The sequence below is a fragment of the Amycolatopsis sp. NPDC114503 genome (assembly GCF_055633655.1).
In genome coordinates, this window is the sequence record NZ_JBVKDT010000017.1 from 38,882 (window position 1) to 63,687 (window position 24,806).

Annotated in this window: 25 protein-coding genes; 10 read left to right on the forward strand and 15 right to left on the reverse strand. The window is 69.5% G+C overall.

Translation table 11 applies throughout. The features are described from left to right. Window positions 1-29: 29 nt before the first annotated feature. Window positions 30-2,603, reverse strand: coding sequence for an ABC transporter permease (locus ACZ7OI_RS43595; protein ID WP_470269963.1), 2,574 nt, complete (start codon window positions 2,601-2,603; stop codon window positions 30-32). Next, the gene (locus ACZ7OI_RS43600) at window positions 2,603-3,400 is read right to left on the reverse strand and encodes an ABC transporter ATP-binding protein (RefSeq protein WP_470269964.1); all 798 of its coding nucleotides are present in this window, start codon (window positions 3,398-3,400) and stop codon (window positions 2,603-2,605) included. Before ACZ7OI_RS43600 ends, ACZ7OI_RS43595 begins: the two co-directional genes overlap by 1 nt. 138 nt (window positions 3,401-3,538) lie before the next feature. On the opposite strand from ACZ7OI_RS43600, the gene ACZ7OI_RS43605 reads away from it, so the two are divergent. Beyond that, entirely contained in the window at window positions 3,539-4,819 is a 1,281-nt protein-coding gene (locus ACZ7OI_RS43605; RefSeq protein ID WP_470269965.1) for a sensor histidine kinase, read from the forward strand. 4 nt (window positions 4,820-4,823) lie between these two features. Here ACZ7OI_RS43605 and ACZ7OI_RS43610 read toward each other — a convergent pair whose 3' ends face one another. The 5 genes from ACZ7OI_RS43610 to ACZ7OI_RS43630 form a co-directional block, all read right to left on the reverse strand. Further along, window positions 4,824-5,468, reverse strand: a complete 645-nt coding sequence (locus ACZ7OI_RS43610; protein WP_470231377.1) for a LuxR C-terminal-related transcriptional regulator — start codon at window positions 5,466-5,468, stop codon at window positions 4,824-4,826. 42 nt (window positions 5,469-5,510) lie between these two features. After that, entirely contained in the window at window positions 5,511-6,293 is a 783-nt protein-coding gene (locus ACZ7OI_RS43615) for a hypothetical protein (RefSeq protein ID WP_470269966.1), read from the reverse strand. Further along, a complete protein-coding gene (locus ACZ7OI_RS43620; protein ID WP_470269967.1) occupies window positions 6,293-7,579 on the reverse strand; it encodes a type III PLP-dependent enzyme in 1,287 nt (428 codons plus the stop codon). Before ACZ7OI_RS43620 ends, ACZ7OI_RS43615 begins: the two co-directional genes overlap by 1 nt. A gap of 12 nt (window positions 7,580-7,591) precedes the next feature. Then, window positions 7,592-8,506, reverse strand: coding sequence for a 3-oxoacyl-[acyl-carrier-protein] synthase III C-terminal domain-containing protein (locus tag ACZ7OI_RS43625; protein WP_470269968.1), 915 nt, complete (start codon window positions 8,504-8,506; stop codon window positions 7,592-7,594). A gap of 73 nt (window positions 8,507-8,579) precedes the next feature. Beyond that, window positions 8,580-8,924 (reverse strand): hypothetical protein, encoded by a 345-nt coding sequence (locus ACZ7OI_RS43630; protein ID WP_470269969.1) that lies wholly within the window; start codon window positions 8,922-8,924, stop codon window positions 8,580-8,582. 60 nt (window positions 8,925-8,984) lie between these two features. On the opposite strand from ACZ7OI_RS43630, the gene ACZ7OI_RS43635 reads away from it, so the two are divergent. From ACZ7OI_RS43635 to ACZ7OI_RS43645, 3 genes are all read left to right on the forward strand, one after another. After that, the gene (locus ACZ7OI_RS43635; RefSeq protein WP_470269970.1) at window positions 8,985-9,461 is read left to right on the forward strand and encodes a MarR family winged helix-turn-helix transcriptional regulator; all 477 of its coding nucleotides are present in this window, start codon (window positions 8,985-8,987) and stop codon (window positions 9,459-9,461) included. A gap of 65 nt (window positions 9,462-9,526) precedes the next feature. Continuing rightward, window positions 9,527-10,423 (forward strand): NAD(P)H-binding protein, encoded by an 897-nt coding sequence (locus ACZ7OI_RS43640; protein ID WP_470269971.1) that lies wholly within the window; start codon window positions 9,527-9,529, stop codon window positions 10,421-10,423. After that, complete coding sequence (locus ACZ7OI_RS43645) at window positions 10,420-11,016, forward strand: lysostaphin resistance A-like protein (RefSeq protein ID WP_470269972.1); 597 nt, start codon at window positions 10,420-10,422, stop codon at window positions 11,014-11,016. The genes ACZ7OI_RS43640 and ACZ7OI_RS43645 overlap by 4 nt, the downstream gene beginning before the upstream one ends. Here the strand turns inward: ACZ7OI_RS43645 and ACZ7OI_RS43650 are convergent. Both ACZ7OI_RS43650 and ACZ7OI_RS43655 read right to left on the reverse strand, forming a co-directional pair. Beyond that, window positions 10,995-12,185 carry an FAD-dependent oxidoreductase gene (locus tag ACZ7OI_RS43650; RefSeq protein WP_470269973.1) on the reverse strand — a complete coding sequence of 397 codons (1,191 nt, stop codon included), beginning with the start codon at window positions 12,183-12,185 and terminating at the stop codon, window positions 10,995-10,997. The genes ACZ7OI_RS43645 and ACZ7OI_RS43650 overlap by 22 nt on opposite strands. After that, the gene (locus ACZ7OI_RS43655; RefSeq protein WP_470269974.1) at window positions 12,182-12,637 is read right to left on the reverse strand and encodes a nitroreductase family deazaflavin-dependent oxidoreductase; all 456 of its coding nucleotides are present in this window, start codon (window positions 12,635-12,637) and stop codon (window positions 12,182-12,184) included. The genes ACZ7OI_RS43650 and ACZ7OI_RS43655 overlap by 4 nt, the downstream gene beginning before the upstream one ends. A gap of 47 nt (window positions 12,638-12,684) precedes the next feature. Here ACZ7OI_RS43655 and ACZ7OI_RS43660 point away from each other — a divergent pair, with 47 nt between their 5' ends. Continuing rightward, on the forward strand, window positions 12,685-13,134 hold the full coding sequence (locus tag ACZ7OI_RS43660) for a MarR family winged helix-turn-helix transcriptional regulator (protein WP_470269975.1): 450 nt from the start codon (window positions 12,685-12,687) through the stop codon (window positions 13,132-13,134). Here the strand turns inward: ACZ7OI_RS43660 and ACZ7OI_RS43665 are convergent. Next, window positions 13,125-13,742, reverse strand: coding sequence for a VC0807 family protein (locus ACZ7OI_RS43665; RefSeq protein WP_470269976.1), 618 nt, complete (start codon window positions 13,740-13,742; stop codon window positions 13,125-13,127). The genes ACZ7OI_RS43660 and ACZ7OI_RS43665 overlap by 10 nt on opposite strands. Window positions 13,743-13,965: 223 nt before the next feature. Here ACZ7OI_RS43665 and ACZ7OI_RS43670 point away from each other — a divergent pair, with 223 nt between their 5' ends. From ACZ7OI_RS43670 to ACZ7OI_RS43690, 5 genes are all read left to right on the forward strand, one after another. Then, window positions 13,966-14,574 carry a DUF1453 domain-containing protein gene (locus tag ACZ7OI_RS43670; protein ID WP_470269977.1) on the forward strand — a complete coding sequence of 203 codons (609 nt, stop codon included), beginning with the start codon at window positions 13,966-13,968 and terminating at the stop codon, window positions 14,572-14,574. Next, window positions 14,571-15,725, forward strand: coding sequence for a sensor histidine kinase (locus tag ACZ7OI_RS43675; protein WP_470269978.1), 1,155 nt, complete (start codon window positions 14,571-14,573; stop codon window positions 15,723-15,725). The genes ACZ7OI_RS43670 and ACZ7OI_RS43675 overlap by 4 nt, the downstream gene beginning before the upstream one ends. Next, the gene (locus tag ACZ7OI_RS43680) at window positions 15,722-16,378 is read left to right on the forward strand and encodes a response regulator (RefSeq protein WP_470269979.1); all 657 of its coding nucleotides are present in this window, start codon (window positions 15,722-15,724) and stop codon (window positions 16,376-16,378) included. The genes ACZ7OI_RS43675 and ACZ7OI_RS43680 overlap by 4 nt, the downstream gene beginning before the upstream one ends. Window positions 16,379-16,511: 133 nt before the next feature. Continuing rightward, window positions 16,512-16,907 carry a hypothetical protein gene (locus tag ACZ7OI_RS43685; protein WP_470269980.1) on the forward strand — a complete coding sequence of 132 codons (396 nt, stop codon included), beginning with the start codon at window positions 16,512-16,514 and terminating at the stop codon, window positions 16,905-16,907. A 177-nt stretch (window positions 16,908-17,084) separates the two neighbouring features. Then, complete coding sequence (locus ACZ7OI_RS43690) at window positions 17,085-19,238, forward strand: AfsR/SARP family transcriptional regulator (RefSeq protein WP_470269981.1); 2,154 nt, start codon at window positions 17,085-17,087, stop codon at window positions 19,236-19,238. Here ACZ7OI_RS43690 and ACZ7OI_RS43695 read toward each other — a convergent pair. The 5 genes from ACZ7OI_RS43695 to ACZ7OI_RS43715 form a co-directional block, all read right to left on the reverse strand. Then, the gene (locus ACZ7OI_RS43695) at window positions 19,217-19,783 is read right to left on the reverse strand and encodes a hypothetical protein (protein WP_470269982.1); all 567 of its coding nucleotides are present in this window, start codon (window positions 19,781-19,783) and stop codon (window positions 19,217-19,219) included. The genes ACZ7OI_RS43690 and ACZ7OI_RS43695 overlap by 22 nt on opposite strands. After that, window positions 19,780-21,393, reverse strand: coding sequence for a vWA domain-containing protein (locus tag ACZ7OI_RS43700; protein ID WP_470269983.1), 1,614 nt, complete (start codon window positions 21,391-21,393; stop codon window positions 19,780-19,782). Before ACZ7OI_RS43700 ends, ACZ7OI_RS43695 begins: the two co-directional genes overlap by 4 nt. Next, a complete protein-coding gene (locus ACZ7OI_RS43705) occupies window positions 21,390-22,529 on the reverse strand; it encodes a toxic anion resistance protein (protein WP_470269984.1) in 1,140 nt (379 codons plus the stop codon). Before ACZ7OI_RS43705 ends, ACZ7OI_RS43700 begins: the two co-directional genes overlap by 4 nt. Further along, window positions 22,529-23,605 carry a hypothetical protein gene (locus tag ACZ7OI_RS43710; protein WP_470269985.1) on the reverse strand — a complete coding sequence of 359 codons (1,077 nt, stop codon included), beginning with the start codon at window positions 23,603-23,605 and terminating at the stop codon, window positions 22,529-22,531. The genes ACZ7OI_RS43705 and ACZ7OI_RS43710 overlap by 1 nt, the downstream gene beginning before the upstream one ends. Window positions 23,606-23,737: 132 nt before the next feature. Further along, window positions 23,738-24,769: a hypothetical protein gene (locus tag ACZ7OI_RS43715; RefSeq protein ID WP_470269986.1), complete on the reverse strand. Its 1,032-nt coding sequence runs from the start codon at window positions 24,767-24,769 to the stop codon at window positions 23,738-23,740. Window positions 24,770-24,806: the final 37 nt, after the last annotated feature.

The window sequence follows — 24,806 nt, forward strand, 5'->3', positions numbered from 1 at the left end:
TCAGCGGCAGGCGGTCGCCCAGGGGTCACCTATTCAGGAGAGAGCATGGCGATCGAGGTCTTGCCGCGCACCGCGAGCCAGGTCGGGAAGAGCGTGGCGACCATGCTTACCACGACCGCGAGCAGGACCACCACCGCATAAATCCACAATGGACCATACGGCAGCCAGCTGTCGGACACCGCCTGGCTGAACGGAATCAGCATCGCGAGCGAGACGGCGGTGCCCAGCGCCACGCCGATCACCGCGACGACCATCCCCTCCACGGCCATCACGCCCAGCACCTGGCCCCGGCTGGACCCGGCCAGCCGCTGCAGGCCGAACTCGCGCCGCCGGTGCGCGGTCGAGAGCACGAGCGTGTTCACCACCGAGATCGCCGCGTAGAGCAGGATCATGCCGACCACGAGGTAGTTCACCCAGGCGTTCGCTTCCTGTTCCTGCACGAACTTGGCGGTGAGCGTGTCCCGGTTCGCGACCTGCACCCCGGGAGCGGCCTGCGCCAGCCCGTCGAGCGTGCTCATCAGCTGCGAGACGCTCGTGCCCGCCGCCGCGGTGACGAGCACCTGCGACGCGATCCCGTCGGTCGTGTGCGGAGCCAGCGTGCCCGCGGGCATGAGCGCCGCCGCGAAAGCCGGGGCGGACCGCAGCGTCGCCACCACGCGCAACCGCACCTGCGCACCGTCGCCGAGCCGCAGCCCGATCTCGTCGCCGACCTTGGCGTGCAGCCGCTCCGCGTGGTCGACCGGAAGCGCGATGGTGTTGCCCTGCAAGGCGTCCAGCGATCCGGAAGCGACCTCCGCGGCCCGGGTCTTCGCGACCGCGTCGCCGGTGACCCCGGTCAGCGCGAGCCCGTCCTCGTCCTGGCCTGGGTCCGACGGCTTCTCGTTGTAGCCCTTGCTGGTCACGTACGCCGAAGCGGTGCCGACGCCGGGCAGCGACCGGACCTTGTCGAGCAGCCCGGTGCTGACGTCGCCGGTCGACGAAGTGACCACCGCGTCCGCCGAGAGGTTCGACGCGTACTTCTGCTTCGCCGATTCCACCTGTGTGGTCTGGAAATAGAGCATGAACACGGCCAGCGTCGTGGCGAGCATGACCGGCACGACGGCACCGGACATCGGCAGCCAGCGCACCCGGGCGTTGGCCATCGCGAGATAGCCGGACAGCCCGCTCACCGCCCGCACCGGAACCCGCAGCACCGCGACCATCATCCGGGTGATCCCCGGCGCGAAGAGCGCGACCGCCGCCGCGACGAGCGTGACCGCCGGACCGGCTGTGCTGGCCGCGAGCGGTCCGTCCATCACCGTGATCGTCAGGTAGGCCAGTGCCACGCCGCCGATCAGGCTGCCGATGCCCCACCAGAGCCGGAACGACGTCAGCCAGCGCTTCGGGGCGACCAGTTCCTGCATCGCCTCCACCGGACGCGTCCGCCCGGCGTACCGCGCCGCGACGAATCCCGCGCCCCACGCTGACAGCAGGCCGACAAGAATGCCCGCGGCGGTCGGAATCCAGTCCTGGTGATACGCCAGCACCGGCTCGAAGACGCCGAATCCGGACAACCGGTCGAACAGCCAGTTCCCCAGCAGCTCGCCGGGGAAGGCGGCCAGCACGGTCGCGAGCACGCCGATCACCATCGACTCCGCGGTGATCATGCGGCTGACCTGCTTGGGCGTCGCGCCGACCGCACGCAGCAACGCGACCTCGCGCCGGCGCTGTTGCACCGACAATCCCAGCGTGCTGGCCACCACGAACAACGCCACCTGCACCGCCAGGCCGCCGAACACCGCGGCCAGGATCACGAGGATTTCCCCGCCGTCGCTCGCCTGCGCGAACTCGGCTGTCCCGCGTGCGACACCAGTGAGCGCGACCGCGTGCTGGTCCCGCACCGCGTTCGCGATCTGGGTGCTCAGCGCGGCCGGGTCCGTGCCCGCGGCGGGAAGCACGCCGAACGCGTCGACCTGCCCGGTCGCGGGTGTCAGCGCGAGAGCGTCTTCATGAGAGAAGAACACCGCGTCGGAAGCCATTTTCTCGCTCGCGACGGCGATTCCGGCGACCTGGAAGGACCGGACACCGCCACGCACGGCGATCTGCACCGAACCGCCCGCCGCCACCCCGGTGGCCGCCGCCGTCGCCTGGTCGAGCACGACTTCGCCGCTGCGCTGCGGAGCCCGGCCGTCAGTCAGCGAGTACGGGGCCAGCTCGGCGGTCGCCCAGTCGTGCCCCAACGCCGCGCCGCGCACCAGCTTCACGTCGGGATCGGCGGGCAGCGTCGCCGGAATCGACACGTCCGGGATCACCTTCGCGACGCCGGGAACGGCCGCGATCTTCGCCCCGAGCGACGCGTCCAGCCGCACCCGTTCGGGCAGCGTCGCGGATTCGTGGTCCTCGTCCTCGGTGCCCGGATTCGTCGGCGGGAGGTTGTAGTGCTGGTCGCCCGCGACGACCACCGGGGCCCCGGCCAGCCGCTGCGGCGGGACCCGGGGCGAGATCCCGGTCTGCATGAGGCCGCCGCACGCCATCACGATCGCGGTGCCGACGAGCAGCGCGACGAACGTCGCGGCGAATCCGGCCTTGCGGAACCGGAGGGTGCTCAGGGCAAGGCGCAGCATCAGCGCACCGTCCCGACGGCGTTGCGGCCGTCGCGGCCGAGCCGCGACGCACGCGAGCTCAACGCGGTCAGCCCGCGCGCGACCTCGTCCACGGTCGGTTCGTGCAACTCGCCGGCGAACTGGCCGTCGGCGAGGAACAGCACCCGGTCGGCGTAGGAGGCGGCGACCGGATCGTGCGTCACCATCACGATGGTCTGCCGCTCGGCTCGCACCGCGGTGCGCAGCAGGTCCAGGATCTCGCTCGCCGACGTCGTGTCCAGCGCGCCGGTCGGCTCGTCGGCGAAGGTCACGTGCGGACGGCTGACCAGCGCGCGGGCGATCGCCACGCGCTGCTGTTGGCCGCCGGACAATTCACCGGGCCGGTGCCCGCGCCGTCCGCCGAGTCCGACCTGCTCGATGATCCGGTTCACCAGCGCCGGATCGCCCTTCTTCCCCGCCAGCCGCAGCGGCAGCGTCACGTTGTCGACCACGTCCAGCGACGGCAGCAGGTTGAACTGCTGGAAGATGAATCCGATGTGGTCGCGGCGCATCCGGGTCAGCGCCGCCTCGTCGAGCCGTCCCAGGTCCTGGCCGGCGAGCACGACGGTGCCCGAATCCGGCTGGTCGAGCCCCGCCGCGCAGTGCAGCAGCGTGCTCTTGCCCGAACCGGACGGTCCCATCACCGCGGTGAAACTGCCGCGGGCGAACGAAACGGAAATCCCGTCGAGTGCGACGACGCGGGCCCGGTTCCCTCCGTAGAATTTGGTGACGGACCGGAGCGTCACCGCATCCGTGCTTGACTGTCCGGACTGGTACATCGGTCACTCTCCCAGGCGCGTCGGGCTACAGAAGAAAGCTACGAGCGCCGGCGCCGGATTCCGATGGTGCTAGCTCTTCGATCCGGACTGGTCCTAGCACCCCTGCAAGGATTGCCCGAAACAGCACATAATCGGGACATGCCCTCCACCGATGCCCGCGAGCCGGCGGCGCCGAAGCCCTGGTTCGCGCGGGGCGGCCTCGCCGTGCTGCACAGCACCGCGCTGGGCCTGCTCGCACCGGTCGAGGTGGCGCTTTTCGCGCTCCTGGCCTGCGCTGCCTCGCTGCTGGGCGTGGGCGTCGGGGTGTTCCTGATTCCCCCGGTGGTCTACGCCGTGCGCGCGGTCGCCAATCTGCAGCGGAAACTGCACGGCGCCTGGACCGGACGGCAGGTGGCGCAGCCGTATCTCCCGTTGCCCGAGGGCACCCGGTTCTTTCAGGTGTTCGCGCGGTTGCTGGCCGACCGTGCCACTTGGCGGGACACGGCTTGGCTGCTGGTGGACTGCACCATCGGCTGTCTGCTCACGCTCGCCCCGCTGGCCATCGTGATCGACGGCGTGCGCGGGCTGTTGATGCCGCTGCTCTACCCGATTCTGGACGATCTGTGGCTCGGCGATTGGTATGTCGCGCTGCCGGTGGACAACCCGGCCGTCGCCTGGATCGCCGTCGTGCTCGGCCTGCTGCATTTCCCGCTCGCCCTCTGGGCCGCTCCGCACCTGCTGAAACTGCACGCGGCGTTGGCGGCCAAATTCCTTTCCCCGTCCGAAAGCACCGTCCTCGCCCAGCGCGTCCAGCACCTCACCACCACGCGCGACGACGCTGTCGGCCATCAGGCGCTGGAGCTGCGCCGGATCGAACGCAACCTGCACGACGGCGCGCAAGCCCGGCTGGTCGCGATGGGAATGACGCTCGACGCGGCGGCGAAACTCGCCGAGCGGCAGCCGGAAGCCGCGAAGAGCCTGCTCGAAGAGGCCAAGGCGAGTTCGGTGAAAGCGCTGCAGGAGCTGCGCGATCTGGTGCGCGGGATCCAGCCGCCGGTGCTGGTCGACCGCGGTCTCGCCGACGCGGTCCGCGAACTCGGGATGGAAGCGACGCTGGAGATGGAAACCACCGTCGACCTTCCCGGCCGGTTCGCGCCCGCTGTCGAGACGGCCGCGTATTTCACCGTTTCCGAGGTGCTCAACAACGCGATGAAGCATTCCGGCGCGGATTCCGGGAAAATCGACGTGCATCATTCCGGCGGCCGGCTGTCCGTCACGGTCACCGACTACGGCAAGGGCGGCGCGGACCCGGCCAAGGGCACCGGGCTGCGGGAACTCGAACGCCGGCTCGCGCCGCTGGACGGGTTCCTCACCGTGCTGTCCCCGCTCGGCGGACCGACCTCGGTGGTCATCGAAATCCCCTGCGAGCCGGTCGGCTGAAGCCTCAGTGGCGCAGGTAGGCCAGCACCGCCTGCACGCGGCGGTTGCTGTCCTCGGACACCGGCAGCTGCAGTTTCGCCAGGATGTTGTTGATGTGCTTGGACACCGCCTTCTCGGTGACGAACAGCTCGGCGGCGATGTTGCTGTTGGACCGGCCCTCGGCGATCAGCCGGAGCACGTCGTTCTCACGCGGAGTGAGGCTCTCCAGCGCGACGTCGCGCGTGTTGTGCGTGAACAGCCTCGACACCACTTCGGGGTCCATCATGGTGTTGCCCGCGGCGACCCCGCGCAGCACGTCGACGAAATGGTCGCCGTCGAGCACCCGGTCCTTGAGCTGGTAGCCGACCGCGCCCGCGCCGTCGGCCAGCAATTCGTTGACGTACAAGCGTTCGACGTACTGCGACAGCACCAGGACCGGCAGCCCGGGCACCTGGCGGCGCGCCTCGATCGCCGCGCGCAGGCCCTCGTCGGTGAACGACGGCGGGAGCCGGATGTCGACCACGCCGATGTCCGGTTTCTCCGTGACCAGCGCGTTCAGCAGATCCGGCCCGTTGTCGAGCGCCGCGACGATCGTCATCCCGTGCGCTTCGAGCAGCCGGACCAGCCCGTCCCGGAGCAGGAACTGGTCTTCGCCGATGACCACGCGCACAGATCTTCACCTTTTCTTCGCCGCGGGGTGTTCCGCTCCTGATTATAGGGGCGCGGACGGCTGGCTTTCCCGGGCGAAGGCGCATATTCCCAGAGTTCCGCGAATCGGGTCGTAATCGGCGAGCACCGCGGGCGGTTCGGCCCACAGCGCGGTGGCGGAGCGTCCTCCGGCGACCGGTCCGCCGGTGAGACCTGCTCCGTAACGGTCTGCCGGCGCGAGCCGATCAGCCTCCGCCCGAGCGTCGGCCGGGTCGATTCCGGGCAGCACCGCCACTCGGGTGGTTCCCGCCCCGGCTTCGAAGAGCAGCGCGGACGCCGCGTCCACCGACGGGCGTTCTCCCGCGTACGGCATGCCCCGCTGCTCCATGACGAGAATCAGCACGCGGTGCATCGGCTTGCGCCGCACGTATCCGGCCGCCACTCGCAGGGCGAGGAAACCGGCGAGCGGTCCTTGCCCGGAAACCGAGTACGTCATCGGACCGCCCGGCAGCACCGCGGTCAGGTTGACCGGAGCGGACAGGCGCGGGTCGAAATCGGGGCCGTCGTGCGCGACGACGACCAGGTCGATCGGCTCGCTGAACTGGCCGTCGAGCAGTTCCCGGGCCAGGGAGATGAACGTATTGCCCTGCGCCTTGGCGACCAGCTCCGGCGAATAGCCGACGTCGTGCCCGGCGGCCAGATCGGTGAAGTACCGCGCCATGATCGGACTGTCGAGCCGGTCGTTGCCGGATTCGAATCGCCGATGCAGCACGGTTTTCAACCCCATCGGCAGCACGGCGAACGGCGAGGTGCGCGTGGCCGCTTCGGGGGCGCCAGCACTGAACATCAGCCCTCCACCGCGGGAACCGGAAGCCGGTGCAAGTGCTGACGGCGCAACAAGTCCTCTGGCTGGTCTCGTTCACTGATCACATAGGACTGTCCATCGTGGACCAGAACCTCGGCGGGATACCCGTGGCTGAGGAACAGCACCGGCGACGCGCTGGGACCGTAGGCACCGGAGCGTTCGACGCCGATCAGGTCGCCGGGACGGACCGGCGGCAGCGGGATCTTCTTGCCCAGCACGTCGTTCGGCGTGCACAGCGGGCCGGTGATCTGCCAGGTGCCGGTCGACGATTCGTCGATCCGGTTGAGCAGCCGCATCGGGAAATCGCGTTTGACGTAGGACCCGATCCCGACCGCCGCCATGTGGTGGTTGGTGCCGCCGTCGGCGACCGCGAAGTTCTGCCCCAGCGAGGTTTTGACGTACCGGACGCGCACGACGTAGGTGCCGCTGACCGCGGTGAGGTAGCGGCCCAGTTCCATCACGAGCCGGGTGTCCGGATGCCGCGTGGCGAACTCGTCGATCACCGGGTTGAGCCGCGAGGTCAGCAGATCGAGGTCGAGGTCGCGTTCCCCTTCGAAGTACGCCACGCCCAGACCGCCGCCGACGTCGACCAGGTCGAGACCGAAGCCCAGCCGCGCGGACAACTGCTCGGCGAGGGAGAAAATGCGGGTGGTGTTCTCCACCACCGATTCCTCGCTGAGGATGCGCGTGCCCATGTACACCTGGACGCCCATGATCTTCACGTTCGGGTGCCGGGAAACCAGATCCTCGGCGGCGAACAGCTGCTCCTCGTCGATGCCGAACTGACGCGGTTTTCCGCCCATCGTCAGCCCGGAACCCTTGACCGCGAAGCTCGGATTGACCCGCAACGCCACGCGCGCTCGCACTCCGCGCTCAGCGGCGAGCCGGTCGATCAACGCCAGCTCTCCGAAGGATTCGCAGACGATCGCCGCGATGTCCTCGTCCAGACAGGCTTCGAGTTCCGCCTGGCTCTTGCCGGGGCCGAGGAAAATGATGTCGCGCGGTTCGACGCCGGCCCGGCGCGCGGTGCGCAGTTCGGCAAGGCTCGACACCTCGGCGCGGGCGCCGTTGTCGTGCAGCACAGCGAGAATCGACACATTCGGATTCGACTTCAGCGAGAAGAAAACCTCCATGCTGCCGTGCAGTTCCCGCCGCAGCCGGGACATCCGGCCGGCCAGCTCGCCGCCGTCGTAAACGAACAACGGGGTGCCGTAACGGTCCGCCAGCTCGGTGATCCCGACGCCCTCGATCTCGAGTTCCGTACTCATCAGGTTCTGCTCCTAGTGTTCGAAGACCATCGCGGAAAACGTCGAGCCGAGGCCGACCGAAACCATCAGGTAGCGCTCGCCCGGGTTCAGGAGCCCGAGCCGGGTCGCGGTGTGGTAGTTGAGAAACGGGTCCGCGCAGAAGCAGTGGCCGGTGCGCGGGACGTTGCCGAGGAAGATCTTCTTGCGCGGCACGGCCATCGCGTCGGCCGCGCGGATCCACGAAACTTTGTTGACGTTGTGCGGAAGAACGAGCGCGAGATCGCTTGCCGCGCAACCGGCCGCTTCGAGCGCGGCGCGGGTGACGTCGCCCAGCGCCTCCGGATAGATCTGCCGGAACACCTTGTTCTGCTCTTCGTTCGTGATGACCTCGCCGCCCGGCCCGCCGAGCGTCGTCGTTGCGTAACCCAGCAGCCGATCCCGTTGCCCGCCAGGGGCGACCAGCACCGCGGCCGTCCCCTCGCCCATCACCGCGACGTCCGGGATGATCTGCGCGGCCGGGGTAAAAGCCTTCTCCCCCGCGAGAATCAACGCCAGCGCGTCCGGGTCGCCGTCCTGTTCGAGCAGTGCGCCGGCGAGATCAAGGGCGAGCAACCCGGAAGCGCACGCGTGATCGGTGACGGTGAAGGCCAGCGCGTTCCGGAGCCCCAGCCGCTGCCGCACCTCGGCGAGTGGATCGAACGGAAACGGCGACGCCGCGGGCACGGTCTTCGGCCGCAGCACGTAGCGGACGCGTTCCTCCACCCCGGCGAACCCGTCGAGCTTCGCGACCGCGCCGAGCAGCATCTCGGCCTCGGACTCGGGCGACCGGCAGACCTCGGACAACCCGTAGATGCGATGCAGCCTGCGCAACTGGGCGTCGGTGAGGTCGAGTTCGCCCTGCAGCGACGCGATCGGCACCGCGGCGGGCAGGTAACTGGACACAGACATCAGGCACGTCACCCCGACAGCGTCGCAACCGCCACTGACGCGACGCTGACGCGCGGCTTTCAGGCGGGTTCGCTCACCACAGCGCGACAGCGGTGACCACGTGCACCGCACCCACCACGGAGCTTCCCGCGATCATGCCCCGTTCCCCGCGGAACACTCCGATGCCGACGTCCCCCGCCTGCGCGACGGCGGCCGCGATCAGTACCACCGCGCAGAGTGGTCCAGACCAGATCAGCGGAACCACCGCCGCCGCACAGCCCAGCGGCACGGCTCTCACCGCATACATCCAGCCGTAGAACTTCTCGCCGCTCGTCGGCGCCTCGCTGTGGCTCAACGCCGCCGGTCGCACTGCCGCGACCACCGCGAAAGCGACGCTGACCACCGCGAGCACGGCATTGGCCACCATTAAGACGATCATTATTACCTCACTCATCAACTATTCACAGATTGAACTGTTCACAGATGATAGAGTACCGGCGTGGCGACCAACAGCTCTTTGCCCGAGACCTCGGCTTTCAAGCTCATGGTGCTCGGCACCGACCTGGCCAACGACTTCGCCGAGCACCTGCGCGAAACCGGGCTGACCCCCAAACACCTCGGGACTCTCGCCATGGTCGAGCAGGGTTTCGCGCGGACCCAGGACGACATCGCCCGGCTCATGCGGGTGAGTCCCAGCCTGGTCGTCCGACTGGCCGACCAGCTGGAGCAGCGCGGCTTGATCGAGCGGCGGCGGGATCCGGAGAACCGGCGCAAGCACATCCTCACCGTCACCGGGGAAGGGAAATCCCTGCTGGCCGAGATGGGTTCGCTCGCGGCGGCGGTCGACGACGAGCTCAGCGCCCGGCTCGGCCGCCGGCTCGGCGGGCAGCTGGACGACGCGCTCGCGCAGCTGATGGACAAGCTCATGGAGGATCGGCAACGCCCCGGCACCGCCCGGCCGAGCGGTTCCGGCTGAAGCCGATCACCCGGGCAGGGCCGGAAAGTCTGCGAGCCGGCGTCCGCGCGGCTACCGTCGCAAGCATGCGTGCACTGGTCGCCGGAGCCTCGGGGTTCGTCGGCAGCCGGTTGTGCCCGGCGCTGGAAGAAGCCGGGCACGACGTGTTCGCCATGACCCGCCGTCCGGAGAACTACCGCGGGGCGGGCGAGGCGGTCTACGGCGACGTCGCCGACATCGGATCCTTGCGGGACGCGTTCAAGAACGTCGAAGTCGCCTACTACCTGGTGCATTCCCTGGACAGCACCGATTTCCAGCAGCGTGACGCCAACGCGGCCCGCGCGTTCGCCCGCGCCGCGGCGGAAGCGGGAGTGCGCCGGATCGTCTACCTCGGCGGTCTCGGGGACGACGGAGATTCGCTGTCGGAGCACCTGGCCAGCAGGCGCGAGGTCGAACGGCTGCTGGCGGAGACCGGCGTGCCGGTGACCGTGCTGCGCGCGGGGATCGTCATCGGGCACGGCGGCACGTCGTGGGAACTGACCCGCCAGCTCGTCGAACGCCTGCCCGCCATGGTCACCCCGCGCTGGGTCGCCACGCGCACCCAGCCGATCGCGCTCGCCGACGTCGTCCGCTACCTCGCCGGCGTGCTGGAGCATCCGGAGACCGAGGGACGGACGTTCGACATCGGCGGCCCGGAAGTGCTGACCTACCGGGACATGCTGCAGCGCGTCGCGGTCATCGAGGGCAGGATGCTGGCGATCGTGCCGGTCCCGCTGCTCACGCCCCGGCTGTCGTCCTACTGGCTTTCGCTGGTCACCGACATCGACGCGACGACCGGGCGCGCCCTGATCGACTCGATGGGCAACGAGGTCGTCGTCCGCGACGACGCGATCCGGCGGATCGTCGAGTTCGAGCCGATGGGCTACAACGACGCCGTGCTGCAAGCGCTCGGCGAACGCGCGAGACAGCGGCGGGCCAGGTGAAGGCGTTCCTGAAGGCGGTGACCGCGGCGGGCTCCGGGCTGCTGGGCGCGTCGCTGGCCAGCAAACCGGGATCGCGGCGGTTCCACGTGCTGACCGCGTCGGTCGCGGCGACCTGGTTCGCCGGTGCGCGAACGGCCGGGCCGGTGCCGCGCGGCCGTCCGGAGGTCATGCAGCCGGTGCTGGCGGGTGCGGGCGCGTTTGGCGTGTTCTACGGCTGCGCGCTGGTCGCTCGCCGGATTCCGTTGCTGCGCCGGGCAATCACCGGCGTGCTCGGCCACGCTCATCACGGCTCGACGCCGATTGTGGTGACGACTGCGCTCGTAACCGGTGCCGCAGAAGAGGTTTTCTTTCGCGGCGCGCTCTACGACGCTTTCGGCGCACGTGGATCGACCGCGCTGTATGTGCTCTCCACGACGGCAACACGGAACCCGGCATTGGTGCTGGCATCAGCGACCATGGGGACGCTATTCACGCTGCAACGCCGTCGGAGCGGCGGCGTGCAGGCGCCGTTGCTGACGCACGTGACCTGGTCCGCCTTGATGATCGGCTTCCTGCCCCGGCTCTTCCCGCCTCAGGACCCCAGGTCCAGCTGAGGCGGCGTGGGGCCGTAGGCGTTGGCTCGGGCGGCGCGGGCTCGCGCGCCGGGAATGCCGGTGAGCAGGCGCAGCAGCCGATACGGCGGAGCGGCGGGACGACCGCGCTCCCTCGCACGGGCGGCGCGTTGTTCAAGCCGGACTTGCTGTTCCTGCACCTGCCGGATCGCGGGTTCGCGTTCTGCTTGAATCCGCGCGAGAGCCGCGTCGGACCGATCCCGCACGAGATGATTCGCCGCGACGACGGCGTCTTGGACGGCCATCAGGATTCCGTTGCCCCCGACCGGGGAAATGACGTGCGCGGCGTCCCCGATGAGCAGCAGGCCCGGACGCCACCAGCGCTCCGCCCGGGAGATGTCGACCGACAGCAGGGTCGTCTGGCCGAAATCGGTCAGCAGATCGGCGCGGTCGGCCAGCCACGGCACATGGTCGGCGAGGAACGTCCGGATCGGGCCGACCCCGAGCTCGCGGGCCTCGGCGTATCCGCCCTTGGGCAGGCTGTAGCCCACCTGCCAGCCGTTCGTCCCGGCGATCAGGCCGACGTAATGGCGCCGTCCGAAGAAGAGGTCCACATCGGCGTCCGGCGGGTCCTCGGGGCGATGCGGGAGCCGGAACCACAGCAGGTCTGTCGTGGCGCCGAGGGAGCGGGCTGGAGCGTCGGCCAGTCGGCGGATCCGCGAAAACCGGCCGTCCGCGCCGACCACCAGCGAGGCGGGCAAGTCGTGGGTTCCGGCGTCGTCGCGGTAGCGGACGCCGGTGACGCGGCCGTCGCGGATCAGCTCGACGACCTTGGCGCCGGTGCGCACGCTCGCGCTGGGCAGCGCGACGGTTTCGGCGGCGAGGAAATCGAGGAATTTCGCCTGCGGCATCAGGGCGACGTAGTTGTACGGCGAGGAGAGCTTGCCGTAGTCGGCGGTGGTGATCGACCCGGACGGGGTGTGGAAGCGGAAGTAGCGTGCTTTGTGGTGCGGCCGGGCGAGCAGCCGGTCGGCCAGGCCGAGGCGGTCGAGCAGTTCGAGGGTGTAGGGGTGCAGCGAATCGCCGCGGAAATCACGGTCGAAGTCCTGGTGCGCTTCCAGCAGCGTGACGGGGATTCCGGCGCGGCCGAGCAGGTAGGCGAGCATCATCCCGCCTGGTCCGCCGCCCACGACGACCACGGGGTCCGTCATTGGCCACCCGTTTCGAGGCGGAACACCGCGATCGAGTCCAGGTGCGCGGCGATCTCGTCCGCCGGCGAACCGGGCCCGACCGGGAACGCGGCGAGCGCCCACGGAGCCTGCACCGCGGCCGGATAAGCCGAGATCACCGACACCGCCTCGGCGCCGTTCACCGGTTGTGCGCGCGCTCTTTCGTCGAGGTCGCCAGCACGGACACGGCAGGCCGGAGCCCCGGCGAGATTGCGTGCCCAATCGCGGTTCGTCTCCGGCGACACGAGGTAGCGGTCGCCGCCGAGCCGGAGCACTCCGAGCGGCGTCTGCCGGGTTCGGCCGCTGCGGCGCCCGGTCGTTTCGAGCACGCGCAACCCGTAGCCGCCGTCGGGCACCGGGCGCGGATCGGCGTCGAGCAGCTTCCGCACCGTCTCGGCGTTGACCTGGGCCAGTTCGCTAGATTTTCTAGCCATACCGCCCAGCCTACCTCTTAACTAGAAGTTCTAGCTACCATGCGGCCGTGGCGGACGAACGAACGGCGCGGGAGGTCTCCCTGGCGGTGCGGCGGCTGCTGCAAGCCGGCCGGGGCATGCAGGCGGCGCTGGCGCGCAGGCTGTCGCTGCGGGTCACCGACGTGCAGGCGATCGACCACGTCGTCTCCAGCCCGGAGCCGATCGGGCCGGGCGAACTCGGCAACCGGCTCGGCATCACCTCGGCGTCGGCGACGGTGCTGGTCGACCGGCTCGCCGCCGCCGGGCATCTGGCCCGCGCCGCCGATCCGGCCGACCGGCGGCGCGTCCACCTCGAGGCCACCGACCACGCCCGCGAGGACGTCCGCGCGGCGCTGGAGCCGTTGCTCGCCGAGATCGAAGCCATCACCGGCCGGCTTGAGCCCGAGCACGTCCCGGTCGTCCTGTCGTTCCTGGACGACGTCGCGGCGGCGATGCGCGCCTACGACCGTCAGCCTTGAGCCGTCTGCTCGAACCGCCGCTTGGTCAGCACAGTCCACCCGATCAGCCCCGCGAAGGCGACGATCAACAGCGCCTGCGAACAAGCAGCAGCCGTGTCGAACGGCAGCGTGTACACGCCCACGATGCGAAGCACCGAATCAGCGGTCAGCCCGACTCCCCACACCAGCGAGATCTGGTACCAGCGCCGCCGCAGAGTCGCGTTCTGCGCGGTGGCGTCGAATTCACGCTGCCGAGCGCCGCCCGCCGAATGCGCGAGGCGTCGTGCCGCGTAGTACGCGAGAGGACGGCCGAGCACACAGCTGCCGACCAGGGCCACGCCCGCGCAGAAGGTGGTTACTGATTCCTTCGCCAGCAGCAGGCGGGGATCCCCGGTGAGGAAGCTCAGCCCGAGGCCGAGACCGAACAGCAGCACGAGAAACGACGAGAACAGATCGACCCGGCGCTGCGCCACCGCGACCCAGATCGTCCGCAGTCCCGCGACGATCGTGCCGGCCAGCAGCGACACGTACGCGCTCGCGCCGAGCAGGTTGGCCGCGTAGTAGACGACGACGGACAGGCCGACGTCCAGGAACATCGTGGTGATCAACGTGCGGGTGGACTTGGTCATGCCGGGCTCCCCGTTTTCGGCTTGGCTACTGGGATTCGCCAGGAAACGCTAGGGTCGCCGCGCGCCGCCGTCTTGCGGCTGCGGGGGTATCCCGGGTGGAGAAATCCGGGCTTGGGTGGAGGGATTTCTCCACCCGGGGATACGCCGCGCACCGCACGACTTCGAGCCCGTTCCTCCGTAGTTTTCTCGGCATCGGAACGGATGCGAAAGGCAGGAACAACTCATGAGCGGACCCGTGGAGATCGTCCTGATCGTGGCGGCGGTCGGCTACCTGATGGTGCGGCGGATGATCGGCGAACCCGCGCAGGCCAAGCAGATGCTCATCCTGCCCGCGGTGCTGTCCGTCGTCGGCCTCAGCACGGTGTCCGGCGAGGTGAAGACGGCCGCCTCGGCGGTGTTCCTCGTCGGGACCGCGGCGATCAGCGTCGTGCTCGGCATCCTGCGCGGGATGAGCGTCCGGATTTCCCGGCGCGACGGCACGACCTTCGTCCGCTACACCGCGGTCACCGTCGCTCTGTGGGTGGCGAACATCGCGGTCAAGATCGGCGTGAACATCGCGCTCGACGCGTTCGCCCCGCAGGACGCCGGCGGCGTCTCCAACAGCATGCTGCTCACCATCGGCGTCGGCATCCTCGCCGAAGGGCTGGTCGTGCTCTACCGCGCACTGCGCGCCGGGCACCAGGTGGTGTGGACCCAGGGCAGCGACGGCGGCCCCGCGCAGACCTCGCCGCTGCTGGACAACATCCGGCGCAACCTCAACGGCCGTCCGGCGGAGTGGAACACTCAGTCCGCGCACGACGCCGCCCCGACGAGGAGGAACCTGGTCCCATGAGCACGCCGGACCGGCGGTCGCTGTCGCTTCTCGGGCAGTACCGGGACGAGCTGATCCAGCCCGTCCTCGTCCTCACCGCCATCGCTTGCACCGCGGTTCAGTGGCCGGACGCGCAGATCGCGTACCGGCCATTGGCCTTGCCGCTGTTCGTGCTCGCCTCGGTCTCCGGGATCGTCTCGCTGCTGCCCTGGACCCGGCTGGCCGAGAACCGGCAGATCGTCGTGATGAGCGCGTACATGCTGTTCGGCGCGCTGCTCCTGCCGCTGACGCACGGGACGTTCGCGGCGATGTTCCCGTTCGTCGCCGCGTCCGCTTCGGGGGTCAAGCTCGCGTCCCGCCGGGCGGCGGTGACGATCGCGGTCGCCGGTTCCGTCATCGCGGCCGCCGCGACCTGGGCAGTCGAACAGCTGTCGCCGGGCTTCCCGGTGTGGCCGGTTTGGGTGACGCTGACCGTGGGTCTGCCGGTCGCCGTCGGCATCTCGCACCACGACCGCCTCGACGCCGTCCGCAACGCGCAGCTCGCCGCCGACGCGGCCCAGCGCGCCCGCGAGTCCGAAGCCCGCGAGGCCGCGCTCGTCGAACGAGGCCGGATCGCGCGCGAGATTCACGACGTGCTCGGTCATTCGCTCTCGGGGATCGCGCTGCAGCTGGACATGGCCGACGCCCTGCGCGACAGCGGCCGCGACGACGAGGCAGCTGCCGCGGTTCGCAAGGCACGCGCCATTGCCGTCGACTCGATCAGCGAAACCCGCCGCGCGGTGCACGCGCTGCGCGAAGACACCTTGCCGCTGTCTGAGACGTTGCGCCAGCTCGCCGAACACGCGTCGGCGGAGTTCACCATCGAGGGCGAAGCCGGAGCGGTCGGCCCGGAGACCACGCACACCATGGTCCGGGCGGCGCAGGAGGCGATGACCAACGCGGCCAAGTACGCGCCGGGCGCGACCCGCGGCCTCCGGCTGGCCTTCACGGCCGATCATGTCAGGCTGACCGTGCACAACGGGCCCGCGACCGAACCCCTCCGCGCCGAACTCGCCGGAGGGTCCGGGGTCGGGCTCGTGGGCATGCGTGAACGGGCCGCCCTGCTCGGCGGCACCCTGCGAGCAGGCCCGGCCGGCGACGGCTGGACCGTGGAACTGGAGCTGCCTCGATGACGGACCGCCCGATCAGCCTCGTTGTCGTCGACGACCAGGCGACTGTCCGCGAGGCGCTCGCGGTCATGCTCGACCTCGCGCAGGACGTCGACGTCGTCGCGACCGCGACCAACGGGGCCGAAGCCGTCGAGGCGGCGCGGCAGCACCGTCCGGACGTGGTGCTGATGGACCTCAACATGCCGGTGCTGGACGGCGTCGGCGCGACCGGGCGCATCCGCGAAACCCAGCCGGACACCACGGTTCTCGTGCTGACCACGTTCGACGACGACGAATCGATCCTGGCCGCGCTGCAGGCGGGCGCGAGCGGCTACCTGACCAAGGAAGCCGACCGCACCACGATCCTGCACGCCGTGCGCACCGCCGCCCAGGGCCAGACCGTGCTCTCGCCCGCGGTGCAGCGGCGGCTGCTCGCGCTGGCCGCCAAACCGGCCCCGCCCGCGGAACCGGATCTCTCGCTGACCGCGCGCGAGCGGGAAATCCTCGGCCTGATCGGCGACGGTCTGCGCAATCCGGAAATCGCGGCCACATTATTCATCAGCGAGGCCACCGTGAAAACCCACATCAACAACCTTTTCGCCAAAGCCGGTTTCCACTCGCGCGCCGACGCGGTCCGCTACGCACTCAACTATCAGAACGGTCAGCGGCGGCAATAACTGAAGCAGCGCAAGCATTCGGCACGATTTCCGCGATGACGCATCGATGCCGCATCCGCGACGCCGCGACCCGACAGCATGGGGCGCGAGGCGCACCACCCGAGGTGCGCCCAGGCGCGAAGGAATATTCGTTATGGTTCGATTCACCGGCCCCGGTTCTCTTTCCGAAAGAGCCGCCAAGCCGTTCATCGCCATCGCCTTGACCGTCCTCGCCTTGTTCGCGGGCGCGAGCGTCGCCACGGCGGCCCCGGCCGCGCCGCCGGAGACCGGAACCCTCAGCTCAGCGGGCTCGCTCACCGCGCCGGACGCCGTCCCGCCGGTGTTCAACTGCAGCTATTTCTCCCGGGCCCCGTTCCACGACGTCGCCATCAGCTGCTCGGTCCGGGCGGGCGTGATGCGGGTTTACCTCGTCTGCTCGAACAATGCCCAGGTCTACGGCCCCGTCATGTACGCGGGCAATACCTACCGTTTCGTTCTTTCCTGCCCCGGCGTCCCGGTGCGGACCATTAACTGGCAATCCTTGTCCTAGTCCGGAATGCGTCCGGGGCGGCCATCCGGCGGGGCCGCCCCGGACGCGTTTCCGGTCCGCTTGGCCGAAACTGCTCGCCCGTAGTGCCGCAGATCCGCCCTTGCCGTTGCACGGGCCGGGCAACGGCGGCTAGACACACTACGTCCTGGCCCGGCGACCGGCTCACGGGTGATCACGATGACGGTACGATTCCGTCTGCTCGGCCCTGTTGGCGTGACGGTAAACGACCGCACGATCGCGCTCGGCCATCAGCAGTTGCGCTGCATGGCGGCGGTGCTGCTGATCGAGGCCAACCAGACGGTCGCGATGGACGAGCTCATCGACCGCGTCTGGCCCGAGGGCGCGCTCCCCCGGCAGCCGCGCCGGGCGGTGCAGCACAACATTCCGTTGCTGCGCAAGGTTCTCGCTCCGATTCCGGAAGTCGCGCTCACCCGCAACGGCTGCGGTTACCGGCTTTCCGTCGAACCGGACGCGATCGATCTGCATCGCTTCCACGTGCTTCTGGACCAAGCCCGCAGCGCGCCGAGGCACGACTCCCGTGCGGACCAGATCGCCGAGACAGCCCTGGAACAGGCGCTGTCTCTGTGGCAGGGCAAGCCTTTCGCGGATCTCGCCGCCGCGGCCGACATCCCGTGGCTGTGCGCGCTGCGCGCCGCGCTGACCGCGCGCCAGCGAACCGCGCGCCTCGACCTGACCGACATCCGGCTGCGCCAGGGCAGACACGCCGAACTGCTCGCCGAACTCGCCGCCGACACCGCGAGCCACCCGTTCGACGAACGCCTCGCCGGGCAGTACCTGCTGGCCCTCTATCGAAGCCGCCGCCAAGCCGAGGCGTTGCAGCATTACCACCGCCTGCAACGCGTTCTGGCCGACGAACTCGGCACCGACCCCAGCCGTCCGCTCCGCGAACTGCACGAGCAGATCCTCGCCGCCGACCCCGCGCTGACCTCGCCCGCGCCGGAACCCGCCACCCGGCCTCCGGTTCCCCGGCAGCTGCCGTGCCCGCCCCGGCTGTTCGCCGGCCGCGGCAGCGAACTCGTCCAACTGGACCGGCACATGGACGTCGCGGGAACGGTCGCGATCGGCGGCACCGGCGGGATCGGCAAAACCTGGCTGGCGCTGCACTGGGCGCATCAGCGGCTCAGCCGGTTCCCCGACGGGCAACTGCATGTCGACCTGCACGGTTTCGATCCCACCGGACAGCCGGTGTCCGCCGCCGAGGCGGTGCGCGGCTTCCTCGACGCTCTCGGAGTCGCGCCGTCCGCGATCCCGGTCGACCTGGAAGCCCGGATCGGGTTGTACCGCAGCCTGCTCTCCGGAAAACGGATGCTGCTCGTGCTGGACAACGCCCGCGACGTCGACCAGGTCACACCGCTGCTGCCGGGCACTCCCTCCTGCACCGTCCTGATCACCAGCCGCCGCCATCTGGTCGGCCTCGCCGCGCTGTACGGCGTCCATCTGCTCAACCTGGACGTGCTCCCCGACTCCGACGCCCGGGAACTGCTCGCCGGGCATCTCGGCCCAGACCGGCTGGCCGCCGAACCGAACACGGTCGCCGACCTGCTCGCGATGTGCGCGGGATTGCCCCTGGCCGTGCGGATCGTGGCCGCCCGCGCCCAGCACCACCCGACGTTCCCGCTGGCCGTGCTGGCCGAGGAACTGCGCGACGTCTCCGCCCGGCTGGACGGCCTGAACGCCGGGGGCCTGCGGGTGAACCTGCGAGCGGTGCTGTCCTGGTCGGTCCGCGCGCTCAGCCCGCAAGCGACGCGGTTGTTCGGCCTGTTGAGCCTCGCCCCGGGCCCGGACATCAGCCTGGCCGCCGCCGAGGCGTTGGCGGCGCTTCCGGCTGCCCGGCTGCGAACGGTGCTGCGAGAACTGGAGATCGCTTCCCTCGTGCAGCAACACGTTCCGGGCCGGTATCGGATGCACGACCTGGTCCGCCTCTACGCCAGCGACACCGCCCAGCACACCGTCACCGAAGACGCGCGCGACGCGGCACTGCGGCGGATCCTGTACTTCTACACGCACACCGCCCACGCCGCCGACCGGCTGCTGAACCCGCGCCAGGATTCGGTCCCGCTCGATCCGCCCGCGCCGGACGTCCTGCTCCATCCGCTGCCCGACGCGCTGGCCGCGCTGGCCTGGTGCAACACCGAACACGCCTGCCTCCTCGCCGCCCAGCACACCGCGACGGCCCTCGAAAGGAACCCCGCCGGCTGGCAACTGGCCTGGGCGCTGGAGACCTTCCACGTCCGGCTGTCCCGGCTCTACGAGCGGCTGGCCCGGTGGCAAGCCCCCGGCGGATCTCGCTACGGCTCCTCGCCGAGGTAGCGCGTCTGGTCCTTCTGCCGGTTGACCTCCGCCGCGTAATACTCCTCCGCCAGCTGATGCGTCCGCCGTTCGATCAGCCCCAGCTGGGTCGCCAGCTCCTGCCCGGCCTCGCCCCGATGCGCGGCGAACCAGCGCGGCAGGTTGAGATACGTCTGCACCGACAACGGCAGATCCGTCCGCGCCAGCAACAACACCCGATGCTGCAGATCCGGATTCCCCGCCAGCCTAGGAGGATCCGAAAGCAGATCCGACAGCATCTCCGCCACCCGTCGCACCGCGTCCATAGTGGACTCCGGAAGCCGCCCGGAAGCCGTCCGCACCAAGGCGTCCAGCGACGAACGAACTTCAGCGGCCTCCACCGACGGATCGACGACCAGCCGCACCTTCTCCGGCGGGCCGAGCAGCGCGCCCGCGGCGTACAGCACGACCAGGACCACGAACATCAGCCACAACGGACCGATCACGCCGAGCACGTACAGCAGCAGCCCGGCCAGCGCGCCGACGCAGCCGAAAAGGTTCTTGGCGGAGCCGAACCAGCGTCTCATTGGTACCCGCGAATCTCCTGGAACACGCTGGTCAACTGCACGTTCCTGGCGTCGAAGACCTTGCCTCCGGTCAGCGCGGCGACCTGGCCGAGTTCGTCGCCGCTGCCCTCGCCGAACAGGACCGTGAACACCGGGATCCGCCGCATCTCGGGCGGCAGCGAGCCGAACGCCGCCTTGAACGCGGCGAGGTCGGAGCCGTTCTCGTTCTGGCCGTCGGTCATCAGCACGATCGAGTTGAAGCGGTCCGGGTCCTTCGCGACGAGCGGCTCCAGCACCTGGTATCCGTGCTGCAGGGTGTCGTAGATGGCGGTGCCGCCGTTCGCGGTCAGGCCGCCGACGTAGTCCTTGATCTTCGCCAGCTCGGGCTGGGGATACTGCTCGGGCACAGTGAACGTCGTCGGCATCCCGGGCTGGGTGTTGAACGGCAGCATGGTGACTTCTTCGCGGCTGCGGAACTGCCGGTAGCGGCCTACCAGCGAACTGTCCGCGCCGGTGAGCCCGGACAGCGCCGAGCGCAGCGCCTCGATCCGGCCGTCCCGCATCGACCCCGACGTGTCCAGCAGGTACAACGTCCGCGACGGACGGCGGATTTTGCTGAAGTAGGCCGAAAGCAGCGCGTCGACGGCTTGCTGCGTCGCCGGGAACGGCAGCTCGACCAGGTCGTGCGAGGCGAACTGCTGCCCGAGCTGTACGCCGGGGACGGCCGGACGGCGTTGGGTGGCGATCATGATCCGGCGCTGCACGTCGGGCGTGCGCAGGTAGTCCGAGAGCTTCTGATGTGCGGAGCGGGCGTCCTCGCTCGTGCCGTTGAGCAGGGTGAGCGGGTAATCGGCGGTGACGACGCCGTCTGTCGGATAGATCAGCGTCAGCGGCTGCGGCAGCTTGCCCGAAGCGTTCAACGACAACAGGACGGACTCGTAGTTGACCAGTCCGTCGACCTTCTGTCCCGGATCCTGCCCCGTCGCACGCTTCTGGAACGCATCAGACAGCCAACCCGACGAACCCGCCGACATCTGCTGTGCACTGAAGAACTGCGTGAGCTGCGGCGTGACCGCCTCGATCTGCTTCGCGTCGACCGCCGCGCCCGCGCCGGCGAGCGCCGAAGCCACCCCGACGAGCGCGGAGAATCCGGAGTTCGACGCCGACGGGTCGGTCATCCCGTAGCTGAACTCTTTCTTCCCGGCCGCCGCCGCGATGTCGCCCCAGGACGGTGCCTTCTTGTCCCAGCCAAGCCGCTGCGCGACCGGTGCCGAAAGCCCGAGCACCACCGGCGAACGCATGATCTTCACCTGGTTGCCGAGCCGTTTGTTCGCGTCGGGAATGCCTGCCGGGTAACGGTTCGAGGAGAACCACACCGCGTCGTACTTCCCGTCGACGCTGCCCTTCGCGAGCGCCTCCGCGCCCTCCAGCGTGCCGGTGAAAGTGAACTTGACCTTCACGCCGGTCGCCTTCGCCGCTTCGTCGAGGACCGGCTGCAGATCGGCCAGCTCGCTCCCCGCGAACACCCGCAACGTGCCCGGCACGGGTTGGCCCGGATCGGCCGGTTCCGCCGACGAACAACCGGTCACCAGCAGCGCGGCGGCCAGCGCCAGTACGCCGAGTCTTCTCACAACTCCCCCTCGTGCGACCGGCGCAGCCGATCCTCCGCGCGACGCAACTCCCCGGACAGAGACTCCACAGTGGACGCCATGCGCGTCACGGCTTCGGCTTTGAACCCGTCGATCGCGTCGAACGCCGAGTAAATCCGGTCGAACGACTCGCGCAGGGTGTCGACCGCGACCGCCGGATCGCTCGATGCCTTGCGGATTTCCTCGCTCTGTGACTGCAACAGCTCCGCATTCGCCCGCAGCAGGCCGTTCGTGGTCGCCTGCAACGCGTTGACCTCGTCGAGCACATCACGCTGGTTGGCCAGCGCCGCGCTCACCAGCATCGCGACGCGCAGCGCGGAAACCGTCGTGGTCGCCGCCCGCTCGACGCCGCGGATCAGCTCATCGTTGGTGCGCCGCACCAAATCAAGCGCGAGATACCCCTGCGCGCTCACCGCCAGCTGCGTCAGCACGTCCTGGTGCCGCTGACGGATCGGATACAGCAGATCGGCGCGCAAGGCGTTGGCGTGCGCGGGATCCGTAAGATCGAAGACGCCCGCCTGCCGCTCGATCGCCCCGTCGACCGCTTCGGCGAACGCGGCGGCTTCGGCCAGTTTGCCGAGCGTCGCCCAGAGCCGCTCGCGTTCGCCCTTGATCGCCGCGTTGTCGCGCCGCAGCACGTCCTGCCGCACGCGCAGCTCGCGGACCAGCGCGTTCACCGGCTCATTCGCCGCCCGATACCGGTCGAGCGCTCGTTTCGCGCTCGCCGCGGCGGGGAAGATCCCGAGCAGTTTGCGTCCAGTGATCGGCAGCTTCGCCGGGTCGAGTTCCGCGACCGTACGACGCAATTCGGTCAGGCTTGTCGTCACTTCCTGCTGCGGCGAACGAGCGGCGTCGAGCGCCTTGGTCGACCGGTCGAGCATCGTGCCCGCGACCGTCGCCGCCGTGCGCATGTCCGCCTCGCCGACCGCGAGGATTTCGTCGAGCAGCGCCGTGAACTCGGGCGACTTCACGTCCAGCGCCTCGAGCCGCGCGGCGAATTCGCCGGCCCGCTGGGAAATCTCGACCCGAGTGTCCTCGCCGAGCGTGATGAGCCCGGCGGCGCGTTCCACGGGCACCGCCGCCACCGGTTCGGGCGGGGTGAGGGCGAATTCGTCCATCAGTACTGCTTCTGGATCGCGTCGAGCATGCGTTCCAGGGTCTCGAAACTCGGCGGCTCGACGGCGTCGACGAGTTCGTCCGGCGCCTTGGCCTGCGCGGCGACCTCGCGGAACACCTGCGGATTCGTCGTGCGGAACCCGAACGCGGCGGCGAGCTTGCCGAGTTCCGGATCCGTCGACAGCGCCTGGCCGACCTTGTTCCCGTTGGCGGAGAAGGGAACCAGCGTATGCTTGGAATACACCGTCGGCGCCGTGTACAGCATCCGCATGTCCGGACGAATCGAGCCGTCCTTCCGCAGCACCCGGTCGACGTACTGCGATTCGTAGATCAACGCGAGCGGCGTCTTGCCCATGCCCGCCGAAAGGTAGTCCTCGAACGGTCCCTCGCTGCTGTTCTGCGTATACCCCTGGTCCAGGAACAACTTCGCGACCTGCGGCAGGACTTTCGCCTCCTGGTCCGGGCTGGAGACGACGTTGTTTCCGTTGGCCACGAACGACACGATCGACAGATACATCGCCGCGGAATTGGACTCGCGCGGGTCGGTAGTGGTCACGAGGACGTTCTTGCGCACCGGATAGGCCGTGTTGTTCGGCAGCTGATCCCAGCGGGTGCCCGCCAGCTGAAGGTACTTCGCGATGTCGAGCACCTGGTAGTCGCCCGCGCCCTTGTGCACCACGCCGTTGCCGCTCAGCAGCTGCACGATCGGCTCGAACGTCGCGACCGCCATCGGAGACTGGAACGGCGTGTAGACCGTCGTGACTTTCTTGTCGCGCTGGATCTTCTGCGCCGCCGGCGAGGACGAAGGGAACGCGAACTCGTACTTCCCGAGGTCCACGGTGGTCGCGATCTGCCGCGACCCCGCGGTGTCGACCTCGACCTTCAGCCCCTGTTTGGCGAACGCGTCCACCACGCGCTGATCGGTGAAGAAGGCTTGCTTCTCCGACCCGATCACCCCGCGCACGACGGTAATTCCGCCGCCGGCCGCGGAGTCGTCGCCGGACCGCCCCCAGACGACCACGCCCACCACGGCGAGCACCAAAACCACAGCCAGCCCGATCGACAACCGGCGCTTCACGAACCCTCCCCCACGTCACCTCGAATCCTTCATCGTTTGACGCGCGGCACGAGGCTTTCGGCGTGAACGGTCGATGAACAAAGGGAATCCTGGTGGCGTGGTGGCGAAATCCTTGCGGTGGCGGGGATTTTCTTACTCGGGAAGGTCCTCCAAGCTGATCCGGAACCAGTCGTCTCCGGTCACGACGTGCAAGTCCGCGCCCCGCCCGACCACCCGGGCCCGCTGCGGCACTTCTCGCCCGTCCGGCAGGACGAGCCGGTACTCGCCGGTCACCCGGAGCCGGTCGCCGTCCAGGACCCCGGCGGCCAGCCGGTCGCGGTTCGGTCCGTAACCGCCGTACAACGCCACCCGGGAACCGCGCACCGCCAAGGCGGTGGCACTGGGGATTTCGTTGTGCCACCCGGTCACGCCGCCGTCGCGGATCCGGACTACGGGCCATTCGGTGTAGAAGCACATCCATGCGGTGCCGCCGTCGACGTTGAGCGCGTAGCAGTCCAGGATGTTGCCCCACGGCACCCACGCGGACCTGGGATAACGCCATTCCTCGGTCAAGCCGGCCGAAAACCGGACCAGCCCGCTGCGGCCGACGGGAGGCGCGGCGCCGTCCTCGCCCCAGCCTCGCGAGCCGAGGACGCCTTCATCGAAGTAGCCGACCCAGATCTCGCCGCTCCGGGTGGCCTGCACGTGGTCGATGCCGTCGCCGAAAGTCTGCTCGGCCACCGTCTCGCCGTCGAAGTCGTAGACGATCGCGTTGCGGTCCGGCCCTTCCGACCGCCAGGTGCACCGCTTGCCGACCACCAGCACGCGGCCGTCCGGCAGTGGCTGCACCGTCGGATGCGTCAGCCGAAGAGCGGGAATCCGCGCGGCGACCGCCATCTCCGGCACGTGCACGGTCACCCGCACCGCGGTCGGAGGCGAGGCCCGCACGTCCGAAAGCCTCGCCGCTCGGTCCGCGGGGGCCGACCACAACGCCGTCAGTTCGCCGAGCGGCCCGATCGACTCCGAAATCCGCACGTCGCCCTGCTGCGGCGGCACGATCCGCGCATGATGCCAGGCGTGGACGACCGGCAGTGCCAAGACCGTCGCCCGGCGTGCCGCGTTCCGCCGCTCCCACTCCTTCACCGGGATATCCGACCACGCCGACGCCCGCTCGCTCCACCGCATATCGTCCGCGTATCGGAAACCGCATACGTGCTGGCAA

Coding starts and splice junctions, on each gene's coding strand:
- ACZ7OI_RS43655 (WP_470269974.1), bottom strand. CDS start 12,637: ATGGCTAGAAAATCTAGCGAACTGGCCCAGGTCAACGCCGAGACGGTG.
- ACZ7OI_RS43595 (WP_470269963.1), bottom strand. CDS start 2,603: ATGCTGCGCCTTGCCCTGAGCACCCTCCGGTTCCGCAAGGCCGGATTC.
- ACZ7OI_RS43695 (WP_470269982.1), bottom strand. CDS start 19,783: ATGAGACGCTGGTTCGGCTCCGCCAAGAACCTTTTCGGCTGCGTCGGC.
- ACZ7OI_RS43640 (WP_470269971.1), top strand. CDS start 9,527: ATGCGTGCACTGGTCGCCGGAGCCTCGGGGTTCGTCGGCAGCCGGTTG.
- ACZ7OI_RS43630 (WP_470269969.1), bottom strand. CDS start 8,924: ATGATCGTCTTAATGGTGGCCAATGCCGTGCTCGCGGTGGTCAGCGTC.
- ACZ7OI_RS43685 (WP_470269980.1), top strand. CDS start 16,512: ATGGTTCGATTCACCGGCCCCGGTTCTCTTTCCGAAAGAGCCGCCAAG.
- ACZ7OI_RS43690 (WP_470269981.1), top strand. CDS start 17,085: ATGACGGTACGATTCCGTCTGCTCGGCCCTGTTGGCGTGACGGTAAAC.
- ACZ7OI_RS43620 (WP_470269967.1), bottom strand. CDS start 7,579: ATGAGTACGGAACTCGAGATCGAGGGCGTCGGGATCACCGAGCTGGCG.
- ACZ7OI_RS43665 (WP_470269976.1), bottom strand. CDS start 13,742: ATGACCAAGTCCACCCGCACGTTGATCACCACGATGTTCCTGGACGTC.
- ACZ7OI_RS43600 (WP_470269964.1), bottom strand. CDS start 3,400: ATGTACCAGTCCGGACAGTCAAGCACGGATGCGGTGACGCTCCGGTCC.
- ACZ7OI_RS43680 (WP_470269979.1), top strand. CDS start 15,722: ATGACGGACCGCCCGATCAGCCTCGTTGTCGTCGACGACCAGGCGACT.
- ACZ7OI_RS43705 (WP_470269984.1), bottom strand. CDS start 22,529: ATGGACGAATTCGCCCTCACCCCGCCCGAACCGGTGGCGGCGGTGCCC.
- ACZ7OI_RS43650 (WP_470269973.1), bottom strand. CDS start 12,185: ATGACGGACCCCGTGGTCGTCGTGGGCGGCGGACCAGGCGGGATGATG.
- ACZ7OI_RS43605 (WP_470269965.1), top strand. CDS start 3,539: ATGCCCTCCACCGATGCCCGCGAGCCGGCGGCGCCGAAGCCCTGGTTC.
- ACZ7OI_RS43670 (WP_470269977.1), top strand. CDS start 13,966: ATGAGCGGACCCGTGGAGATCGTCCTGATCGTGGCGGCGGTCGGCTAC.
- ACZ7OI_RS43675 (WP_470269978.1), top strand. CDS start 14,571: ATGAGCACGCCGGACCGGCGGTCGCTGTCGCTTCTCGGGCAGTACCGG.
- ACZ7OI_RS43625 (WP_470269968.1), bottom strand. CDS start 8,506: ATGTCTGTGTCCAGTTACCTGCCCGCCGCGGTGCCGATCGCGTCGCTG.
- ACZ7OI_RS43715 (WP_470269986.1), bottom strand. CDS start 24,769: ATGCGGTGGAGCGAGCGGGCGTCGGCGTGGTCGGATATCCCGGTGAAG.
- ACZ7OI_RS43615 (WP_470269966.1), bottom strand. CDS start 6,293: ATGTTCAGTGCTGGCGCCCCCGAAGCGGCCACGCGCACCTCGCCGTTC.